Origin of the sequence: uncultured Mailhella sp. (assembly GCF_944324615.1) — a bacterium.
In the GTDB taxonomy this organism is placed as follows: domain Bacteria; phylum Desulfobacterota; class Desulfovibrionia; order Desulfovibrionales; family Desulfovibrionaceae; genus Mailhella.
Genome location: NZ_CALUWY010000074.1, coordinates 1 through 13,542, shown reverse-complemented (window position 1 = coordinate 13,542; position 13,542 = coordinate 1). Strand labels below are relative to the sequence as shown.

The following is a 13,542-nucleotide window of genomic DNA, read 5'->3' as shown; positions in this document are numbered from 1 at the left end:
AAGGCCCGAGTCGTGCAAGCTTTGTGCCCTGTACAGTGTGTCCGGGGCAGACGGGCGTTTGTGGCACTCGGGCGGGGAAAGGTCACCGCTCACGCAGGTCGACTGTTTTCCGGCCTTTGCCGGAAAAAGTGATAAAGGAAGGGATGAAAAGATAAGGGGCGTTGTCTGCGGGCTTCTGCTTTCTTCTGCGCCCGTCTTCGGAAAAGTATGGCTCGGGCGTGCTTCTGTTTGCGGAGAATAAAGCCTTGTTCAAAGCGTGGTAAGGCTTCCGCCTGCAAAAGAACATGCTTTATTAAGGCGCTATGTTGCTTCTGTGTGTGAAGGAAAGCCTTGTTCAACGCTCTGTTTTTCTTTTGTTTGCGAAGGTGGGCCTTGTATCAACGCTCTGGGGCCCCCGGGCGCTTTCGAGCGCCCGGGCCGCCGGGCATAAGTAGCCGGAATTCATTTCCGGCGTTAAACGCCATGCCCGGCGTGCAAGTCTCGCCTCCCGTACAGTGTGTCCAGAACAGACGGGCGTTTGTGGTACCCGGGCGATGGTGTGGCCGCGCAGCCGCGATTCACTCGCGGCGTAAGCAAGGCCCGAGTCGTGCAAGCTCTGTGCTCTGTACAGTGTGTCCAGCGCGGAAGGGCGGTTTTTATCCCCCGTTACCAGAGGGTGGAACCGAAGGAATCCGTGTGGGAACGGTAAGGGTCATCTCCGATGAAGCCCGTGGTATTGCCGTAGTCGTCGGTATAAAGGCGTATCGGTTCCCCTTCATCCGTCGTGCCGGTGCAGTTGCCGTAATCGTCGCAGTACAGGTTTCCCGCCGGGCAGGGCAGAGGTGCGCAGAGAACGCATGCCGCAAGGCAAAAGGCGGAAGCCATGTTTTTCATGACGCTTTCCCGGAAAGTTCGGCAAAGGGAATCAGCGGCAGGGGCGGTTCGGCCGCTTCGGCCAGGCGCTTTTCCATCCATACCATGTCGTACCAGCGGTTGAACTTGTAGCCGCAGCGGGGAAATTCCCCCACCGTATGAAAGCCCATGCGGGCATGGAAGCGCAGACTTGCGCGGGTGAGGTGTTCATCTTCCTCCGGCGGGCTGGCAATGCAGGCATAGAGCACAAGCATGTTCTGCCGCTTCAGAATTTCTTCCAGCGCGGCATAGAGCTTTGCCCCGAGTCCGTGGCCCCGGGCATCCCGGGCAACATAAATGGAGGCCTCCGCACACCACTGATAGGCCTTGCGGGGATGAAACGCCGAGGCATAGGCATAGCCGAGAATGCGGCCTTCCTTTTCCGCCGCAAGCCAGGGGTAGCGGGCGAGCGTGTGCCGGAGCCTTGCCGTGAACTCTTCTTCCGAAGGCACTTCGTATTCAAAGCTTATAGCCGTTTCCCGTACATAGGGCGCATAAATGTCCAGCATGGCCGGAATGTCGGCCTCGCAGGCCGTGCGTATCTCTTCCATGGTGCTTCCTCATGAGTACAAGGCAAAAAGGGCGGAAAAAACAGGAAAGGCACACGGGGCGCCGCCTCATTCTGCCGGGGAACGCATCTTCTCCGGCGACCGGCGGCCCTTGCAGCGGGGCATGTCTGAGCGATACTCCTCACCGTTACGGCATATCCTGCGCGGACGGGCGCAGGTTCTGCTCCCCATGGCAAAAGAAAAGTTTTGGGAAGGGGGAAAGGGGATCGGGGGAAGGGGGGAAGCCTTTTTTCAAAAAGGTTCCCCCCTTCCCCCGAGTTCCATATTCTTCCTTCCTCTTTCCTACTTGCCGGTGCCGTCGTCGCCGACTTTGAGGGCGGCGAGGAAGGCTTCCTGGGGCAGTTCCACGTTGCCCATGCGCTTCATGCGCTTTTTGCCTTCCTTCTGCTTTTCGAGGAGTTTTCTCTTACGGGTGATATCGCCGCCGTAGCACTTGGCGAGCACGTCCTTGCGGTAGGCGGAAACGGTTTCACGCGCGATGACCTTGTTGCCGATGGCGGCCTGTATGGCGACTTCGAACATCTGCCGGGGAATGGTGCGCTTGAGCTTGAGGGCGAGGGCGCGGCCGTAGGGGTAGGCGTTGTCCTTGTGCACGATGACGGCGAGGGCGTCCACGGGAGCGCCGTTCAGCAGGATATCGAGCTTGACCAGGGAGGATTCCCGGTAGTCGATGGGCGTATAGTCCATGGAGGCATAGCCGCGCGTGCCGGACTTGAGCTTGTCGAAGAAGTCGAACACGATTTCCGCGAAGGGCATTTCGTAGGTGATCACGGCACGGTTGGTGGTGATGAAGCCGAGGTTCTTCTGAATGCCGCGCTTTTCCTCACAGAGCTTGAGCACGTTGCCCACATATTCGGTGGGAACATGGATATCCATGCGCACATAGGGTTCGTAGAGCGCCTTGATCTTGGAACCGTCGGGGAATTTGGCCGGGTTGTCGATGGTGAGGGTTTTCCCGTCGGTGGTGTCCACCTTGTAGATGACGGAAGGGGCCGTGGCGATGAGTTCCACCTGAAATTCCCGCTCCAGCCTTTCCTGAATGATTTCCATGTGCAGCAGGCCGAGGAAGCCGCAGCGGAAGCCGAAGCCCAGGGCGGTGGAGGTTTCCGGCTCATAGGAGAAGGCCGCGTCGTTGAGCTGCAGCTTTTCCAGCGCGTTTTTCAGGTTTTCGTAGTCGGCGGCGTCGGTGGGGTAGAGGCCGCAGAACACCATGGGCTTCACTTCCTTGAAGCCGGGCACGGGATCGTCGGCCGGGTTGTCGCGCAGAGTGATGGTATCGCCCACGCGGGCATGGCCGAGTTCCTTGATGTTGGCGCACAGAAAGCCCACTTCCCCGGCGCTCAGGGTGTCCACGTCGATGGCGTTGGGCGAGAACACGCCGAGGCGCACCACTTCATAATCGCGGTTGCCCGCCATGAGGTGGATCACGTCGCCGAGCTTCAGCGTGCCGTCCATGATGCGGAAAAGCACCACCACGCCCTGATAGCTGTCGTACCAGGAATCGAAGATCAGGGCCTTGAGCGGCGCCTCGGGCGAGCCGTGCGGCGCAGGGAGCCGGTGCACGATGGCGTCGAGCACCTTGTCGATGTTGAGGCCGGTTTTGGCCGAAACATCCACGGAATCGGTGCAGTCCAGCCCGATGCTGTCTTCTATTTCCTTGCGCACGCGGTCCGGGTCGGCGCTCGGCAGGTCTATCTTGTTCAGAATGGGAATGATTTCGTGGTCATGGTCGAGGGCCATGTACACGTTGGCAAGGGTCTGCGCCTCCACGCCCTGCGTGGCGTCCACCACGAGCAGCGCGCCGTCGCAGGCGGCAAGGGAACGCGAAACCTCATAGCCGAAGTCCACATGGCCGGGGGTGTCGATGAGGTTCAGGATGTATTTTTCCCCGTCCTTGTCGGTATAGGGGATGCGCACCGTCTGCGCCTTGATGGTGATGCCGCGCTCACGTTCCAGATCCATCCTGTCGAGGTACTGATCGCGGGCTTCGCGGGCGCTGACCACGCCGGTGTATTCGAGGATGCGGTCGGCCAGGGTGGACTTGCCGTGGTCGATATGGGCGATGATGGAAAAGTTGCGGATATGGTCGAGTGAGGTCATGCGTGTGATGGGTAGAAAGTTTCGGCGCGTTGCCGTGAAAAACAAAGGTTAACGCATGGGGCGGGGAAGCTCAAGGGCCGGGCCGGAGCGTCACTTCTGTGTGCCGAAGCCGGGAATGGCCAGCTTCTTTTCCAGCTTTGCCAGAAGGTACGTTGCCGCGCTCACCATGACGAGGTAGTAACATGCCGCCACAAGGTACACTTCCGTGGGCCGGAACGTGCGGGAAACGAGCACCTTGGCTTCGCCGGTGAGCTCTATGCAGGTCACGATGTAGGCGAGGGAGGAATACTTCACAAGGTAGATGATTTCGTTGCCGCAGCCGGGCAGGGCGCGTCGCACGGCCTGCGGCACCACCACGGAAAGAATGGTCTGCCAGCGCGTCATGCCGAGGGCCTGCGCGGCCCGTATCTGCCCCTGACGGATGGAAAGCAGCGCGCCGCGCACATATTCCGACTGATACGAGGCCGTGCACACGATGAAGCCGATGAGCGCCGCCGCGTAGGGGGAAAGGTAGATCTTGAGCCCCGGCACGCTGGGCAGGCCGAAGTAGAGCACCATGAGCTGCACCGTGAGCGGAACCCCGCGGATGACGGCGACCACGGCGTCGGTGCCGCGGCGCATCCACGGCGTGCCGAACACGCGCATGACACCCATGACCACGCCGATGAAGCCCCCGATGAGGGCCGCGGGAATGATGAGCTGAAGGCTCATGACAAGCCCCCTGTCGAGGTAGGGCATGACGCGGCCGGTGAGGAAATTGATGTCGAGAAAGTCCAGCATGATCAGCCTTCTTCCACCGGGGTTTCGCCGCAGAGCTCATAGAGGCGGGTGCAGAAATCCTGCGTGCGGGTCTGTGCACCCGGGGCGAGAAGCTCTTCCGGAGAGCCCTGTTCGATGACGTGCCCCGCTTCCATGAAGAGAATCTCCGTGGCCACGGCGCGGGCGAATTCCATCTGATGCGTGACCATGATCATGGGCATGCCGCGGGCCGCGAGGTCGCGTATGACGGTGAGCACTTCGCCCACCAGTTCCGGGTCCAGGGCGGAGGTGGGTTCGTCCAGCAGCAGAATGGTGGGATCCATGGCCAGGGCGCGGGCTATGGCCACGCGCTGCTTCTGCCCGCCGGAAAGCTGGGCGGGGTAGAGCTTCGCCTTGTCTTCAAGGCCCACGCGGGCGAGTTCCTCATGGGCGCGCTTCAGGGCTTCGGCCTTGCTCAGGCCGCGCACCTTGCGCAGCGCAAGGGCCACGTTGTTTTCCGCCGAAAGATGGTCGAACAGTTTGAAATCCTGAAAGATCATGCCGACGTGCTGGCGCAGGTCGTAAAGTTCCCTGGTGTTTTTGAAGTCGACCCGGCGTTCCCCGAGCCATATTTCCCCCTCGTCCGGTTCAAGAAGGCAGTTGATGCACTGCAGAAAGGTGCTCTTGCCCGCGCCGGAAGGGCCGATGAGCACCTTCACGTCGCCGGGGCGCATGCTGATGGAGCAGTCGTCGAGAATCTTGCGGCCGGTGAGATATTTGGAGAAGTGTTCCGCGCGGAGAATGGGGGTGTCGTTCTGAGGGGCGTTCATGATGGGTTCCACATTACATGCCGGCGCTGTTGTAACCGGGGATGCGGGCTTTTTGTTCAAGGCGGCGGAGCATGGTCACGCCCGCCATGGTGATGGCAAAGTAAATGAGGCCGGCGGTGATGTAGAGCGGCAGATGCTCATAGGTGCGCGAGGCCACGAAATGGGTGCGGGCCATGATTTCCGGCGTGCCCAGGGCAAAGCACATGGCCGAGTCCTTGAGCAGAATGGAATATTCGTTGGACCAGCCGGGAATGGAAAGCCTGAGAGCCTGGGGCAGAATGACGTGGATGATGGTCTGCCCGTTGGTCATGCCGAGGGCCTTGCCCGCCTTGAGCTGGCCTGCGGACAGGGAAAGAATGGATCCCCGGAAAATCTGGGACTGATAGGCCGCGCTGGTCATGCCGAGCACGATGCACGAGGCGCCGATGGTGCCCACATCCAGCCCGATGAGGCCGAACAGGCCGTAATAGAAGAGAAAAAGCAGCAGAAGCACGGGAACGCCGCGGAAGAACCACACATAAAAGCCCACCAGCATGGCGGCGGGCCGTGGGGCGTACACCTGCGCCACCGCCATGGGCACGCCGAGGCAGAAGCCCAGCGAAAGCGCGCCCGCGACGAGAACAATGGTGACCAGCGTCCCTTCGAGAATATAGGGAAGAGCTTCGATGATGGTGGATAGGATATGCACTGTGTATCCTGGGGAAAAAACGGGACCGGAGCGCGGGCCTGAAAAGGCGGCCGCGCTGCCGGAAAAAAGGCGCGAAAAAGGAGGCCGTCGCCGGCCTCCTTGACGCGGGCGTATTACTTGGTGAGGTACTTGGCCTGGAGTTCCTTCCAGTACGGGTCGGCCTTCAGCTTGCGGTAGCCTTCGTTCACAAGGTTGAGCAGTTCCTTGTCGTCCTTGCGGATGGCCACGCCGAACAGGTCGTCGTCGGCAAAGGTGCCCACGATCTTCACGGCCTTGCCCTTGTTGATGGCATCGTTGGCGGGGGCGCTGTCCATGGCGATGGCTTCAATGCGTCCGTTCAGAAGGTCTTCCACGGCAAGCGGCGCGGAATCATAGAAGCGCAGTTCATACTGCAGCTTTTCTTCCACCTTTCTGGTTTCCAGCAGCTCATGTTCGTTGGTGCCGCGCTGAACGCCGAGCTTGGTCTTGCCCTTGATGGCCTGTTCCGCCGTAAGGGTGGAGTCGGCAGGCACGAGAATGACCTTCTGAATGGTGTAGTAAGGTTCGGAGAAGGCCACCACGGCCGCACGCTCGGGGGAAATGCTCATGCCCGAGCAGACCATGTCGATCTTCTTGTTCATGAGCGCGGGGATGATGCCGTCCCAGTCCATGGGCTGATGGGTGATTTCAAAGCCCATGTGCTTGGCGATCCAGTCCATGGAATCCACGTCGAAGCCGGCGGGCTTGCCGTCTTCGCCGACGTAGGCGAACGGGGGATAGTTGGCGTCGATGCCGTTGACATAAGATTTCGCCTGGGCGCCGGCCGCCATGCACAGCACGGCGAAAGCGGCAAGGATGCAGGAAAGACGTTTCATAGCTGCCTCGCGGAAAAGTGAAAGGTGATGTTTTTGCCTGCGAGGCAATATACAGGAAAAACCATGCACAGGCAATACAAAGCCGGGGCAGGGCCGGACAAAGGCGGCACTCCGGCGCGCATGTCGCGCATGTTCCGGCCATCATGCCCCGCAGGGGGCGCTTCCCTCCGCACGGGGCGGGGAAGAAGGGAAGCGTTTTTTCAGGATCAGCCTTCCTGCTTTTCCGCGTTTCTCGGCCGGGAGAGCGTTTCCCGTATCCAGGCGGGCACGGCCACGGGGCGGCCTTCCCGGTTGACCACGGCGTGCAGCGTCATGCCTTCGCAGAGCACCTTCGTGCGGTCTTCGTTGTAGATTTCGTACTGGAAGCGCACCGAAGCCCGTCTCCACTCCACAATGCGCGCATGAATCTGCAGAAGTTCGTCGTAATGCGCGGGGCAGCGGTAGCGGCATTCCACCTCCCTTACGGGGAGCATGAAGCCCGATTCCTCGATCTTTCCGTAGCCCAGGCCGGCCTCCCGGCACATGGCGCCGCGTGCGCGCTCGAAATAGTGAATGTATTCGGCATAATATACTACGCCCATGGCGTCGGTTTCGCCATAGGAAACATAGTGGGGGAGCCAGATTTCGGCAAAGGTTTCTTCCATGAACGTATCCTTGAAAGCGTTTTTCGCCCCGCCGGGCACAGGGCGCGGCGGGGCGTGTTGAAGGCGCAGGGCGCAGCCTTCCGGCCGCGCCCTGAAGGAATATCCGGCGGGAAAGGGGGCTTTCCCGGCAGGCATGAGGCCTGCTCAGGCACGGAGCGTGCCTGTTGTCCTACATGCCCTTCTTCACCAGCGGCCCGCTGGGGCACTGGCAGATGGGCATGATTTCCACACGGTTGATGTTGATGTGCGCCGGGCGATGGGTGACCCAGAACACGGTTTCCGCAATATCCTGGGGCGTGATGGGGCTGGTGCCCTCATACACGGTTGCGGCTCTGGCCGTGTCCCCGTGGAAGCGGACAATGGAGAATTCGCTTTCCGCAAGGCCGGGTTCGATATTGGTGACATGCACCTTCGTGCCCAGAAGGTCGGCGCGCAGGGAAAGGCTGAACTGCTTCACAAAGGCCTTGGAACCGCAGTACACGTTGCCGCCCGCATAGGGGTAATTGCCCGCAATGGAACCGAGCATGACGATGTGGCCGCTGTTTCTGGCCACCATGCCGGGCAGCACCGCGCGCGTGGCGTAGAGCAGCCCCTTGATGTTGGTGTCCACCATGGTGTCCCAGTCGTCGAGGCTGCATTCCTGCGCAGGTTCCAGGCCCAGGGCCGCGCCCGCGTTGTTGAGCAGCACATCCACGTCATGCCGGTCGCCGGGCAGATCGCCCAGGGTTTTCATGACGGCTTCCCTGTCGCGCATGTCCAGAGGAATGGGCAGGAAGGCGTCGCCGAGTTCCTTGTGCAGGGCTTCCAGCCTGTCGGCCCGGCGGCCGGTGCCGGAAACAAGCCAGCCTTCGGAAGCGAAAAGGCGCGCGGTGGCGAGACCGAAGCCGGAGGTCGCGCCGGTGATGAGGATATGCTTGGGCATGGGGAAACTCCTTGCGGTAAGAGGGGCGCGGGCAACGGCGCAAAAGGCGCGGATATTCCCGTGGCGGGCCGCTTCGCGGGCCTTTTGCGCGCAATCGCCTGCGCGGAAAAAGGAACGGGGCAAGGATAGCCGTTTTGGCCGGGCATGGCAACACGCGCGCGGCTTGACTCCTCTTTCCCCCCTCATTAAAACGAAAAGCCCGCCTGAAACGTCGGGCATTCCGGCATGGGTGGGGCACGAAGGCGTGCCCCGCATACGGTTTTTTCACCCATGCCCCCGGCGCGGCGGAAAAAGCAGGTACGTTTCATGAAAGACGATATCAAGGACGCCGCAATCCCTGCCCCGGAAAGTGTTGAAGAGGAGGCGCGCAGGCAGGAGCGCCTTGCCGAGGAACAGGCCGCTCTGGCCGACGCCGCCAAAAAGAAGGCCGCGCTTTCCTCGGTGCTCTGGTCCGCGCTTCTGACCATCATCAAGCTGGTGGCCGGGCTTTCCACCAACAGCCTCGGTCTTCTGTCCGAGGCGCTTCACAGCACGCTGGACTTCGTGGCCGCAGGCATCACCTGCCTTGCCGTGCGCATTTCCGCCCGCCCTGCGGACGAGAGGCACCCCTACGGTCACGGCAAGGCCGAAAGTCTTGCCGCCCTTGCGGAAACCGCGCTTCTTGTGGTGACGTGCGCGTGGATCGTCATGGAAGCCGTGGAGCGGCTCTTCTTCCATGCCGGGCCGGTGGAACCTTCCTGGTGGGCCTTCGGCGTGGTGGTCATTTCCCTTGCCGTGGACATCAGCCGTTCCGCCATGCTCCGCCGCGTGGCCAGGGAGCACAAGTCTCAGGCCCTTGAAGCCGACGCCATGCACTTCACCACCGATATCTGGTCTTCCGCCGTGGTCCTTGCAGGCCTGACCTGCGTGGCCGCCTCCGCCTGGGTCAGTCCCGATTCGGTGCTTTTCGCCGTGCTTACCCGGGCCGACGCCGTGGCCGCTCTGGGTGTGGCCGCCATCGTGCTCATGGTGAGCTGGAACATGGCGCGCAACGCCGTGCTTACCCTCATGGACGGCGGCATGGGCGAAGAGGCCCGCCGCGTGCGCGCGGCCCTTGCCGCCGGAGCGCCCGCCTATGCGGCGCGCAGTGTGCGTGTGCGCGAAAGCGGGGCGCGGCATTTCGTGGATCTTGTGGTGGCCGCTCCTTCCAGCTTCCGCGTGGATACCGCCCATGAGGTGAGCACCATGCTGGAAAACATCGTGCGCAGTGTGCTGCCCGATGCCGAAACCACGGTGCATGTGGAGCCGGAAGAGGAGAACCGCCGCGATCTGTACGCCACCTCCTACCGTCTGGCCGCCATACACATGCTCATGATCCACAATCTCCGTCTGGTGGTGCAGGATGACGGCATGCATGTGGAAGTGCACATCGAACTGCCCGACGACATGCCCCTTGCCGAGGCTCATGCCAAGGTGACGGCCTATGAAAGCGATCTGAGAAAGCGCGTGGGCGCGGCCTATGTGGTTTCCCACATGGAGCCCCGCGGCGGCAGGAACAAGGGTTCCGCCCCGGTGAGCCTTGAAAAGGTCACGCGCGTGGTGGAAGAGGCTCTTGCCGGTTCCCCCCTGCATGACGCGCATCATCTTCATGTGCATACCGGCGAGGAGGGCACTTCCGTCACCTTCCACTGCCGCTCCGGCGCGGCCACGGTGGGCGAAGGCCACAGCCTCGCTTCCCGCCTTGAGGCGGATATCCGCGCAAGGCTCCCGGAACTGGGCCAGATCGTCATTCATGTGGAACCGGAGGCGGGAAAATAGTATGGCCGTGCAGGGCTTCTTCGCCTCCGCAGGGGTGGGCACCGGCGTGCTCATGCTGCTGGTGTCCATTATCTCCACACAGCTCGGTTCCGCTTCGGCCAAGTTCCTCTTTGCCTCCGTGGATCCCGAGGTCGCCGTGGTGCTGCGCCTCGTCACCGCAACCATCATTCTTTTCGCCGTTCTCCGGCCGTGGAGGCACATGCCCCGCGGCCGGGAATGGAAAAACGTGCTCATCTACGGCCTTGCCATGGCCTTCATGAACGGCTGCTTCTATCAGGCCATTGCCAGGCTCCCCCTCGGCATCGCCGTGGCCGTGGAGTTTTCCGGCCCGCTCCTCGTTGCCGTGTGCTCCTCCCGCCGCTGGACCGACTTTGCAGGCGTGTGCATGGCCGTGACCGGTATGCTGCTCATCCTGCCCCGGCATGGTCTGGAAGGCGATATCGACATTGCCGGCATCTTCTTTGCCCTGGGGGCCGCCGCCGGCTGGGCGGGATATATCGTCTTCGGCCGCAGGGCCGGAGGCGTGGGCGTGAGCGCCGCTGCCTGGGGCATGCTTGCAGGCTCCCTCGCGGCGTTGCCCTGGGCCGTTGCCGTGCGCGGTATCGAACCCTTCATGCCCGGACTCCTGGCCGGGGTGCTCCCCCTTGCCTTCTTCGTCGGCCTCACCGCCTCGGCGCTTCCCTACGGACTCGAAATCATCGCCCTCCGCCTCGTTCCCCCTCAGGCCTACGGCGTGCTCATGAGCCTTGAACCCGCCGCCGCAGCCCTCTTCGGCTTCGCCCTCCTCGGTGAGGCCCTCACCCCCCGCCAGTGGGCCGCCATCGCCCTCGTCGTCGCCGCCTCCCTCATCGTGACCAGAAAAAGGCAGGACTGACCCGGAACGGAAGAGCCAGGGGAGAGGAAGAGAGAAAAGGCAGGAAACGCAGAAAAGAGAGGAAAGGCACGCGGGGCGCCGCCCCGCACCCCCGAAGAAAGAGTTTTCCGGGGGGAATGATTCCCCCCGAACCCCCTCAGTTTGCAGGGCGGAGGCTTTCCGGAAGGCAAAGCCTCTCCTTCGACTCGCTGCTGTTGTCTGGGAGCCGCGCCGGGTGTGGGGCAAGAAGGAAAGGCGGAGCGCAGAGTGTTCCGGAAGACGGCGTGCGGGCTGCATCCTCAGTGTGAGCGTGTCCTGCCGGACCCGCTCACGCAGGCCGACTGTTTTCCGCCTGCGCGGAAAACAGTGATAAAGGAAAGGATGAAAAGACAGGGGGGCGTTGTTTGCGGCTGCTGCTTTCTTTTGCGCCCGTTTTCGGGAAACGTATGGTTGGGGTGTGCTTCTGTGTGTGAAGGAAAGCCGTGTCTCAACGCGCTGTTTTTTCTTCTGTTTGCGAAGCATGGCCCTGTTTCAACGCTCCGGGGCCCCCGGACGTCTTCAGGCGGCCGGGCCGGGGCTGTGACCAGCCGGGATGTATTTCCGGCGTTGAAGAAAACAGCCACCGAGCAAGCCCTGCACTCAGTACAGCGTATCCGGAGCAGGCAGGCGGTGTGGTACTCAGGTAATGGCAAGGTCAGGCCGGGCCACCGGCATAAACAGGCAGGCACAGGTAAGAAAAAAGGCCGGTTCCAGAGGAACCGGCCTTCATGGTTCATGCAGGCGGGAGGCGGGGCCCCCCGACCTGCCGTTTTCAGATGTCAGCGCATGTTATTGGCCTTCAGGTATTCCACCAGCAGATCCGGGAAGTCGGAGAACATGCCGTCCACCTTGAGCTGCTTGAAGGACACGTCCAGCACTTCGTTGAAGTCCTTGAAGCCCTTGGGCAGGGAATCCTTGCGGAGCGTCCAGGAATGGAGCTTCATGCCGTTCTGCCGCGCGAGGTCGCCGAGCTTGGAGAGGGTATAGCCCTTGCCGTCGGCATTGGGCACGGCGAGCAGGTTGAAGTTGGGGGCGTAGATGGTGGCATACTTGGCCACTTCCTTGATGCCTTCGGGCGTGGTCAGCCATTCATGGCGGGCTTTGTCGTCCTTGGCTCCCTGGCCGCCTGCGGTGACGAGCATGCAAAGCTGTCCCTTCCAGCCGAGTTCACGGGAACGCACCACGGCCTCATAGTCGAAAATCTGCAGAATGGCCTTGCTGTCCGGGGTATTATAGCCGAACTTCGTCAGCGTATCGATGGTGGCCTTCAGAATGTCCAGCCCCTGAGCCATGAAGAAGTCGGGTTCCTTCACTTCCACATACACGCCCACGTTGCGGCCGGTGGACTTGTTCAGGCCCTGCACCTGATAAAATTCTTCTTCCAGGCTGGGAATCTGGTAGGCAATGGGGGAATCGGGGAAACGGCCGGGGAACACGGCCTTGCCGGTCTTGGGGTCGAAGCGTTCGGTCACGCGCAGGGAGCGCAGTTCGTCGAACGTAAAGTCGGAGGCATAGTAACGGCCGTTCTGGCGATGACGGTCGGGAAATTTCTTCGCCACATCGGTGGTGGTGTCCACAAGAATGTCGTGCATGACCATGAGCTTGCCGTCTTTGGTCATGACCACGTCCTGCTCGACATAGTCCACCCCCATGGCATAGGCCATGGCTTTCGCGGGCAGGGTATGTTCGGGCATGTAGCCGCTGGCGCCGCGATGGGCCGCCACGTCGGGCCGATAGTCGGCGGCGGAGGCGGAAAGAGGAAGCAGAAGGGCCAGGGCCAGAGCCGGTACAAGGAAGGCGTTTCGCATGTGTTCACTCCTGTTACAGGGGACGAAAGAACGCGCGCGGGGCGCTGTGAGATTGCCCCTTCCGTATCATAAAGAAGTCCCTTCGTCCATACGGAAAGGATGTTTTTTTATGTCGACACTGCGTCCGGCCTGTTTTATGCAGCGGTCATACATGGTTGGCAGATAAAAAAGAGCGATTGCCGATCCGTAAGAGACTTTCCTCCACTGAAGTGCACTTTTTTAAAGAAAAACTGCGGAAAAGGCGGAGTGAAACGCACCTTTTCCGCGCACGCGCCAGGCTGCCACAAAAGCCCGTCCGCACCGGACATATGGTCCCGGCGCGGAACCTGCACGCCGGGCATGGCGTTTAACGCCGGAAGTGAATTCCGGCTGCGTATGCCCGGCGGCCCGGGCGCCCGAAAGCGCCCGGGGGCCCCGGAGCGTTGAAACAGGGCATTTTTCGCAAACGAAAGGGGAAAACGGCACCTTGGAACAAGGAGATCCTTCACAGACAGAAGCAGAATAAAGCCTTGCTTAAGGCTCTGCGTCGTCGACAGAGCCATGCCCGGCGTTGAGACACGGTTATCGCTTATACACGAAGAAAAACGGCGCGTTGAAACAAGGCCGTGCTTTACCGGCAGAGGTCTGTCCCGGCATTGAAACGCCATTTCTCCAGCACAGACAGGAAACATCCGGCGTTGCGACATGTTTTTTCCGAAGATGAGCGCCGAATAAGGCAAGGGGGCCGCAAACAACGCCCCCCTATCTTTTCATCCTTTCCTTTATCACTGTTTTCCGCGCAGGCGGAAAACAGTCGGCCTGCGTGAGCG

Annotated in this window: 12 protein-coding genes; 2 read left to right on the top strand and 10 right to left on the bottom strand. The window is 61.4% G+C overall.

Annotated features, from left to right (window positions below):
* Positions 1 to 645: 645 nt before the first annotated feature.
* The 9 genes from Q0K07_RS11635 to Q0K07_RS11595 all read right to left on the bottom strand — a co-directional run bounded on the left by Q0K07_RS11635 (position 646) and on the right by Q0K07_RS11595 (position 8,236).
* Positions 646 to 864 (bottom strand): hypothetical protein, encoded by a 219-nt coding sequence (locus tag Q0K07_RS11635; RefSeq protein WP_294559402.1) that lies wholly within the window; start codon positions 862 to 864, stop codon positions 646 to 648.
* A gap of 5 nt (positions 865 to 869) precedes the next feature.
* Positions 870 to 1,442, bottom strand: a complete 573-nt coding sequence (locus Q0K07_RS11630) for a GNAT family N-acetyltransferase (protein WP_294559400.1) — start codon at positions 1,440 to 1,442, stop codon at positions 870 to 872.
* A 300-nt stretch (positions 1,443 to 1,742) separates the two neighbouring features.
* Positions 1,743 to 3,560, bottom strand: coding sequence for a translation elongation factor 4 (lepA, locus tag Q0K07_RS11625; protein WP_294559398.1), 1,818 nt, complete (start codon positions 3,558 to 3,560; stop codon positions 1,743 to 1,745).
* 90 nt (positions 3,561 to 3,650) lie between these two features.
* On the bottom strand, positions 3,651 to 4,340 hold the full coding sequence (locus tag Q0K07_RS11620) for an amino acid ABC transporter permease (RefSeq protein ID WP_294559396.1): 690 nt from the start codon (positions 4,338 to 4,340) through the stop codon (positions 3,651 to 3,653).
* 2 nt (positions 4,341 to 4,342) lie between these two features.
* Positions 4,343 to 5,128, bottom strand: a complete 786-nt coding sequence (locus tag Q0K07_RS11615) for an amino acid ABC transporter ATP-binding protein (protein ID WP_294559394.1) — start codon at positions 5,126 to 5,128, stop codon at positions 4,343 to 4,345.
* A 13-nt stretch (positions 5,129 to 5,141) separates the two neighbouring features.
* Positions 5,142 to 5,816 (bottom strand): amino acid ABC transporter permease, encoded by a 675-nt coding sequence (locus tag Q0K07_RS11610; protein ID WP_294559392.1) that lies wholly within the window; start codon positions 5,814 to 5,816, stop codon positions 5,142 to 5,144.
* 113 nt (positions 5,817 to 5,929) lie between these two features.
* Positions 5,930 to 6,670 carry an ABC transporter substrate-binding protein gene (locus tag Q0K07_RS11605; protein ID WP_294559390.1) on the bottom strand — a complete coding sequence of 247 codons (741 nt, stop codon included), beginning with the start codon at positions 6,668 to 6,670 and terminating at the stop codon, positions 5,930 to 5,932.
* 206 nt (positions 6,671 to 6,876) lie between these two features.
* A complete protein-coding gene (locus Q0K07_RS11600; protein WP_294559388.1) occupies positions 6,877 to 7,314 on the bottom strand; it encodes a thioesterase family protein in 438 nt (145 codons plus the stop codon).
* Between the two features lie 169 nt (positions 7,315 to 7,483).
* Complete coding sequence (locus Q0K07_RS11595; RefSeq protein ID WP_294559387.1) at positions 7,484 to 8,236, bottom strand: SDR family oxidoreductase; 753 nt, start codon at positions 8,234 to 8,236, stop codon at positions 7,484 to 7,486.
* A 306-nt stretch (positions 8,237 to 8,542) separates the two neighbouring features.
* Between Q0K07_RS11595 and Q0K07_RS11590 the strand changes: the two genes are divergently transcribed.
* Positions 8,543 to 10,033 (top strand): cation diffusion facilitator family transporter, encoded by a 1,491-nt coding sequence (locus Q0K07_RS11590; protein WP_294559385.1) that lies wholly within the window; start codon positions 8,543 to 8,545, stop codon positions 10,031 to 10,033.
* 1 nt (position 10,034) lies between these two features.
* Positions 10,035 to 10,907 (top strand): EamA family transporter, encoded by an 873-nt coding sequence (locus tag Q0K07_RS11585; RefSeq protein ID WP_294559383.1) that lies wholly within the window; start codon positions 10,035 to 10,037, stop codon positions 10,905 to 10,907.
* Positions 10,908 to 11,704: 797 nt separating this feature from the next.
* On the opposite strand, the gene glpQ is transcribed toward Q0K07_RS11585, so the two are convergent.
* Positions 11,705 to 12,733 carry a glycerophosphodiester phosphodiesterase gene (gene glpQ, locus Q0K07_RS11580; protein ID WP_294559381.1) on the bottom strand — a complete coding sequence of 343 codons (1,029 nt, stop codon included), beginning with the start codon at positions 12,731 to 12,733 and terminating at the stop codon, positions 11,705 to 11,707.
* Positions 12,734 to 13,542: the final 809 nt, after the last annotated feature.

Coding starts and splice junctions, on each gene's coding strand:
- Q0K07_RS11600 (WP_294559388.1), bottom strand. CDS start 7,314: ATGGAAGAAACCTTTGCCGAAATCTGGCTCCCCCACTATGTTTCCTAT.
- Q0K07_RS11605 (WP_294559390.1), bottom strand. CDS start 6,670: ATGAAACGTCTTTCCTGCATCCTTGCCGCTTTCGCCGTGCTGTGCATG.
- Q0K07_RS11630 (WP_294559400.1), bottom strand. CDS start 1,442: ATGGAAGAGATACGCACGGCCTGCGAGGCCGACATTCCGGCCATGCTG.
- Q0K07_RS11585 (WP_294559383.1), top strand. CDS start 10,035: ATGGCCGTGCAGGGCTTCTTCGCCTCCGCAGGGGTGGGCACCGGCGTG.
- glpQ (WP_294559381.1), bottom strand. CDS start 12,733: ATGCGAAACGCCTTCCTTGTACCGGCTCTGGCCCTGGCCCTTCTGCTT.
- Q0K07_RS11615 (WP_294559394.1), bottom strand. CDS start 5,128: ATGAACGCCCCTCAGAACGACACCCCCATTCTCCGCGCGGAACACTTC.
- Q0K07_RS11635 (WP_294559402.1), bottom strand. CDS start 864: ATGGCTTCCGCCTTTTGCCTTGCGGCATGCGTTCTCTGCGCACCTCTG.
- Q0K07_RS11595 (WP_294559387.1), bottom strand. CDS start 8,236: ATGCCCAAGCATATCCTCATCACCGGCGCGACCTCCGGCTTCGGTCTC.
- Q0K07_RS11590 (WP_294559385.1), top strand. CDS start 8,543: ATGAAAGACGATATCAAGGACGCCGCAATCCCTGCCCCGGAAAGTGTT.
- Q0K07_RS11620 (WP_294559396.1), bottom strand. CDS start 4,340: ATGCTGGACTTTCTCGACATCAATTTCCTCACCGGCCGCGTCATGCCC.
- lepA (WP_294559398.1), bottom strand. CDS start 3,560: ATGACCTCACTCGACCATATCCGCAACTTTTCCATCATCGCCCATATC.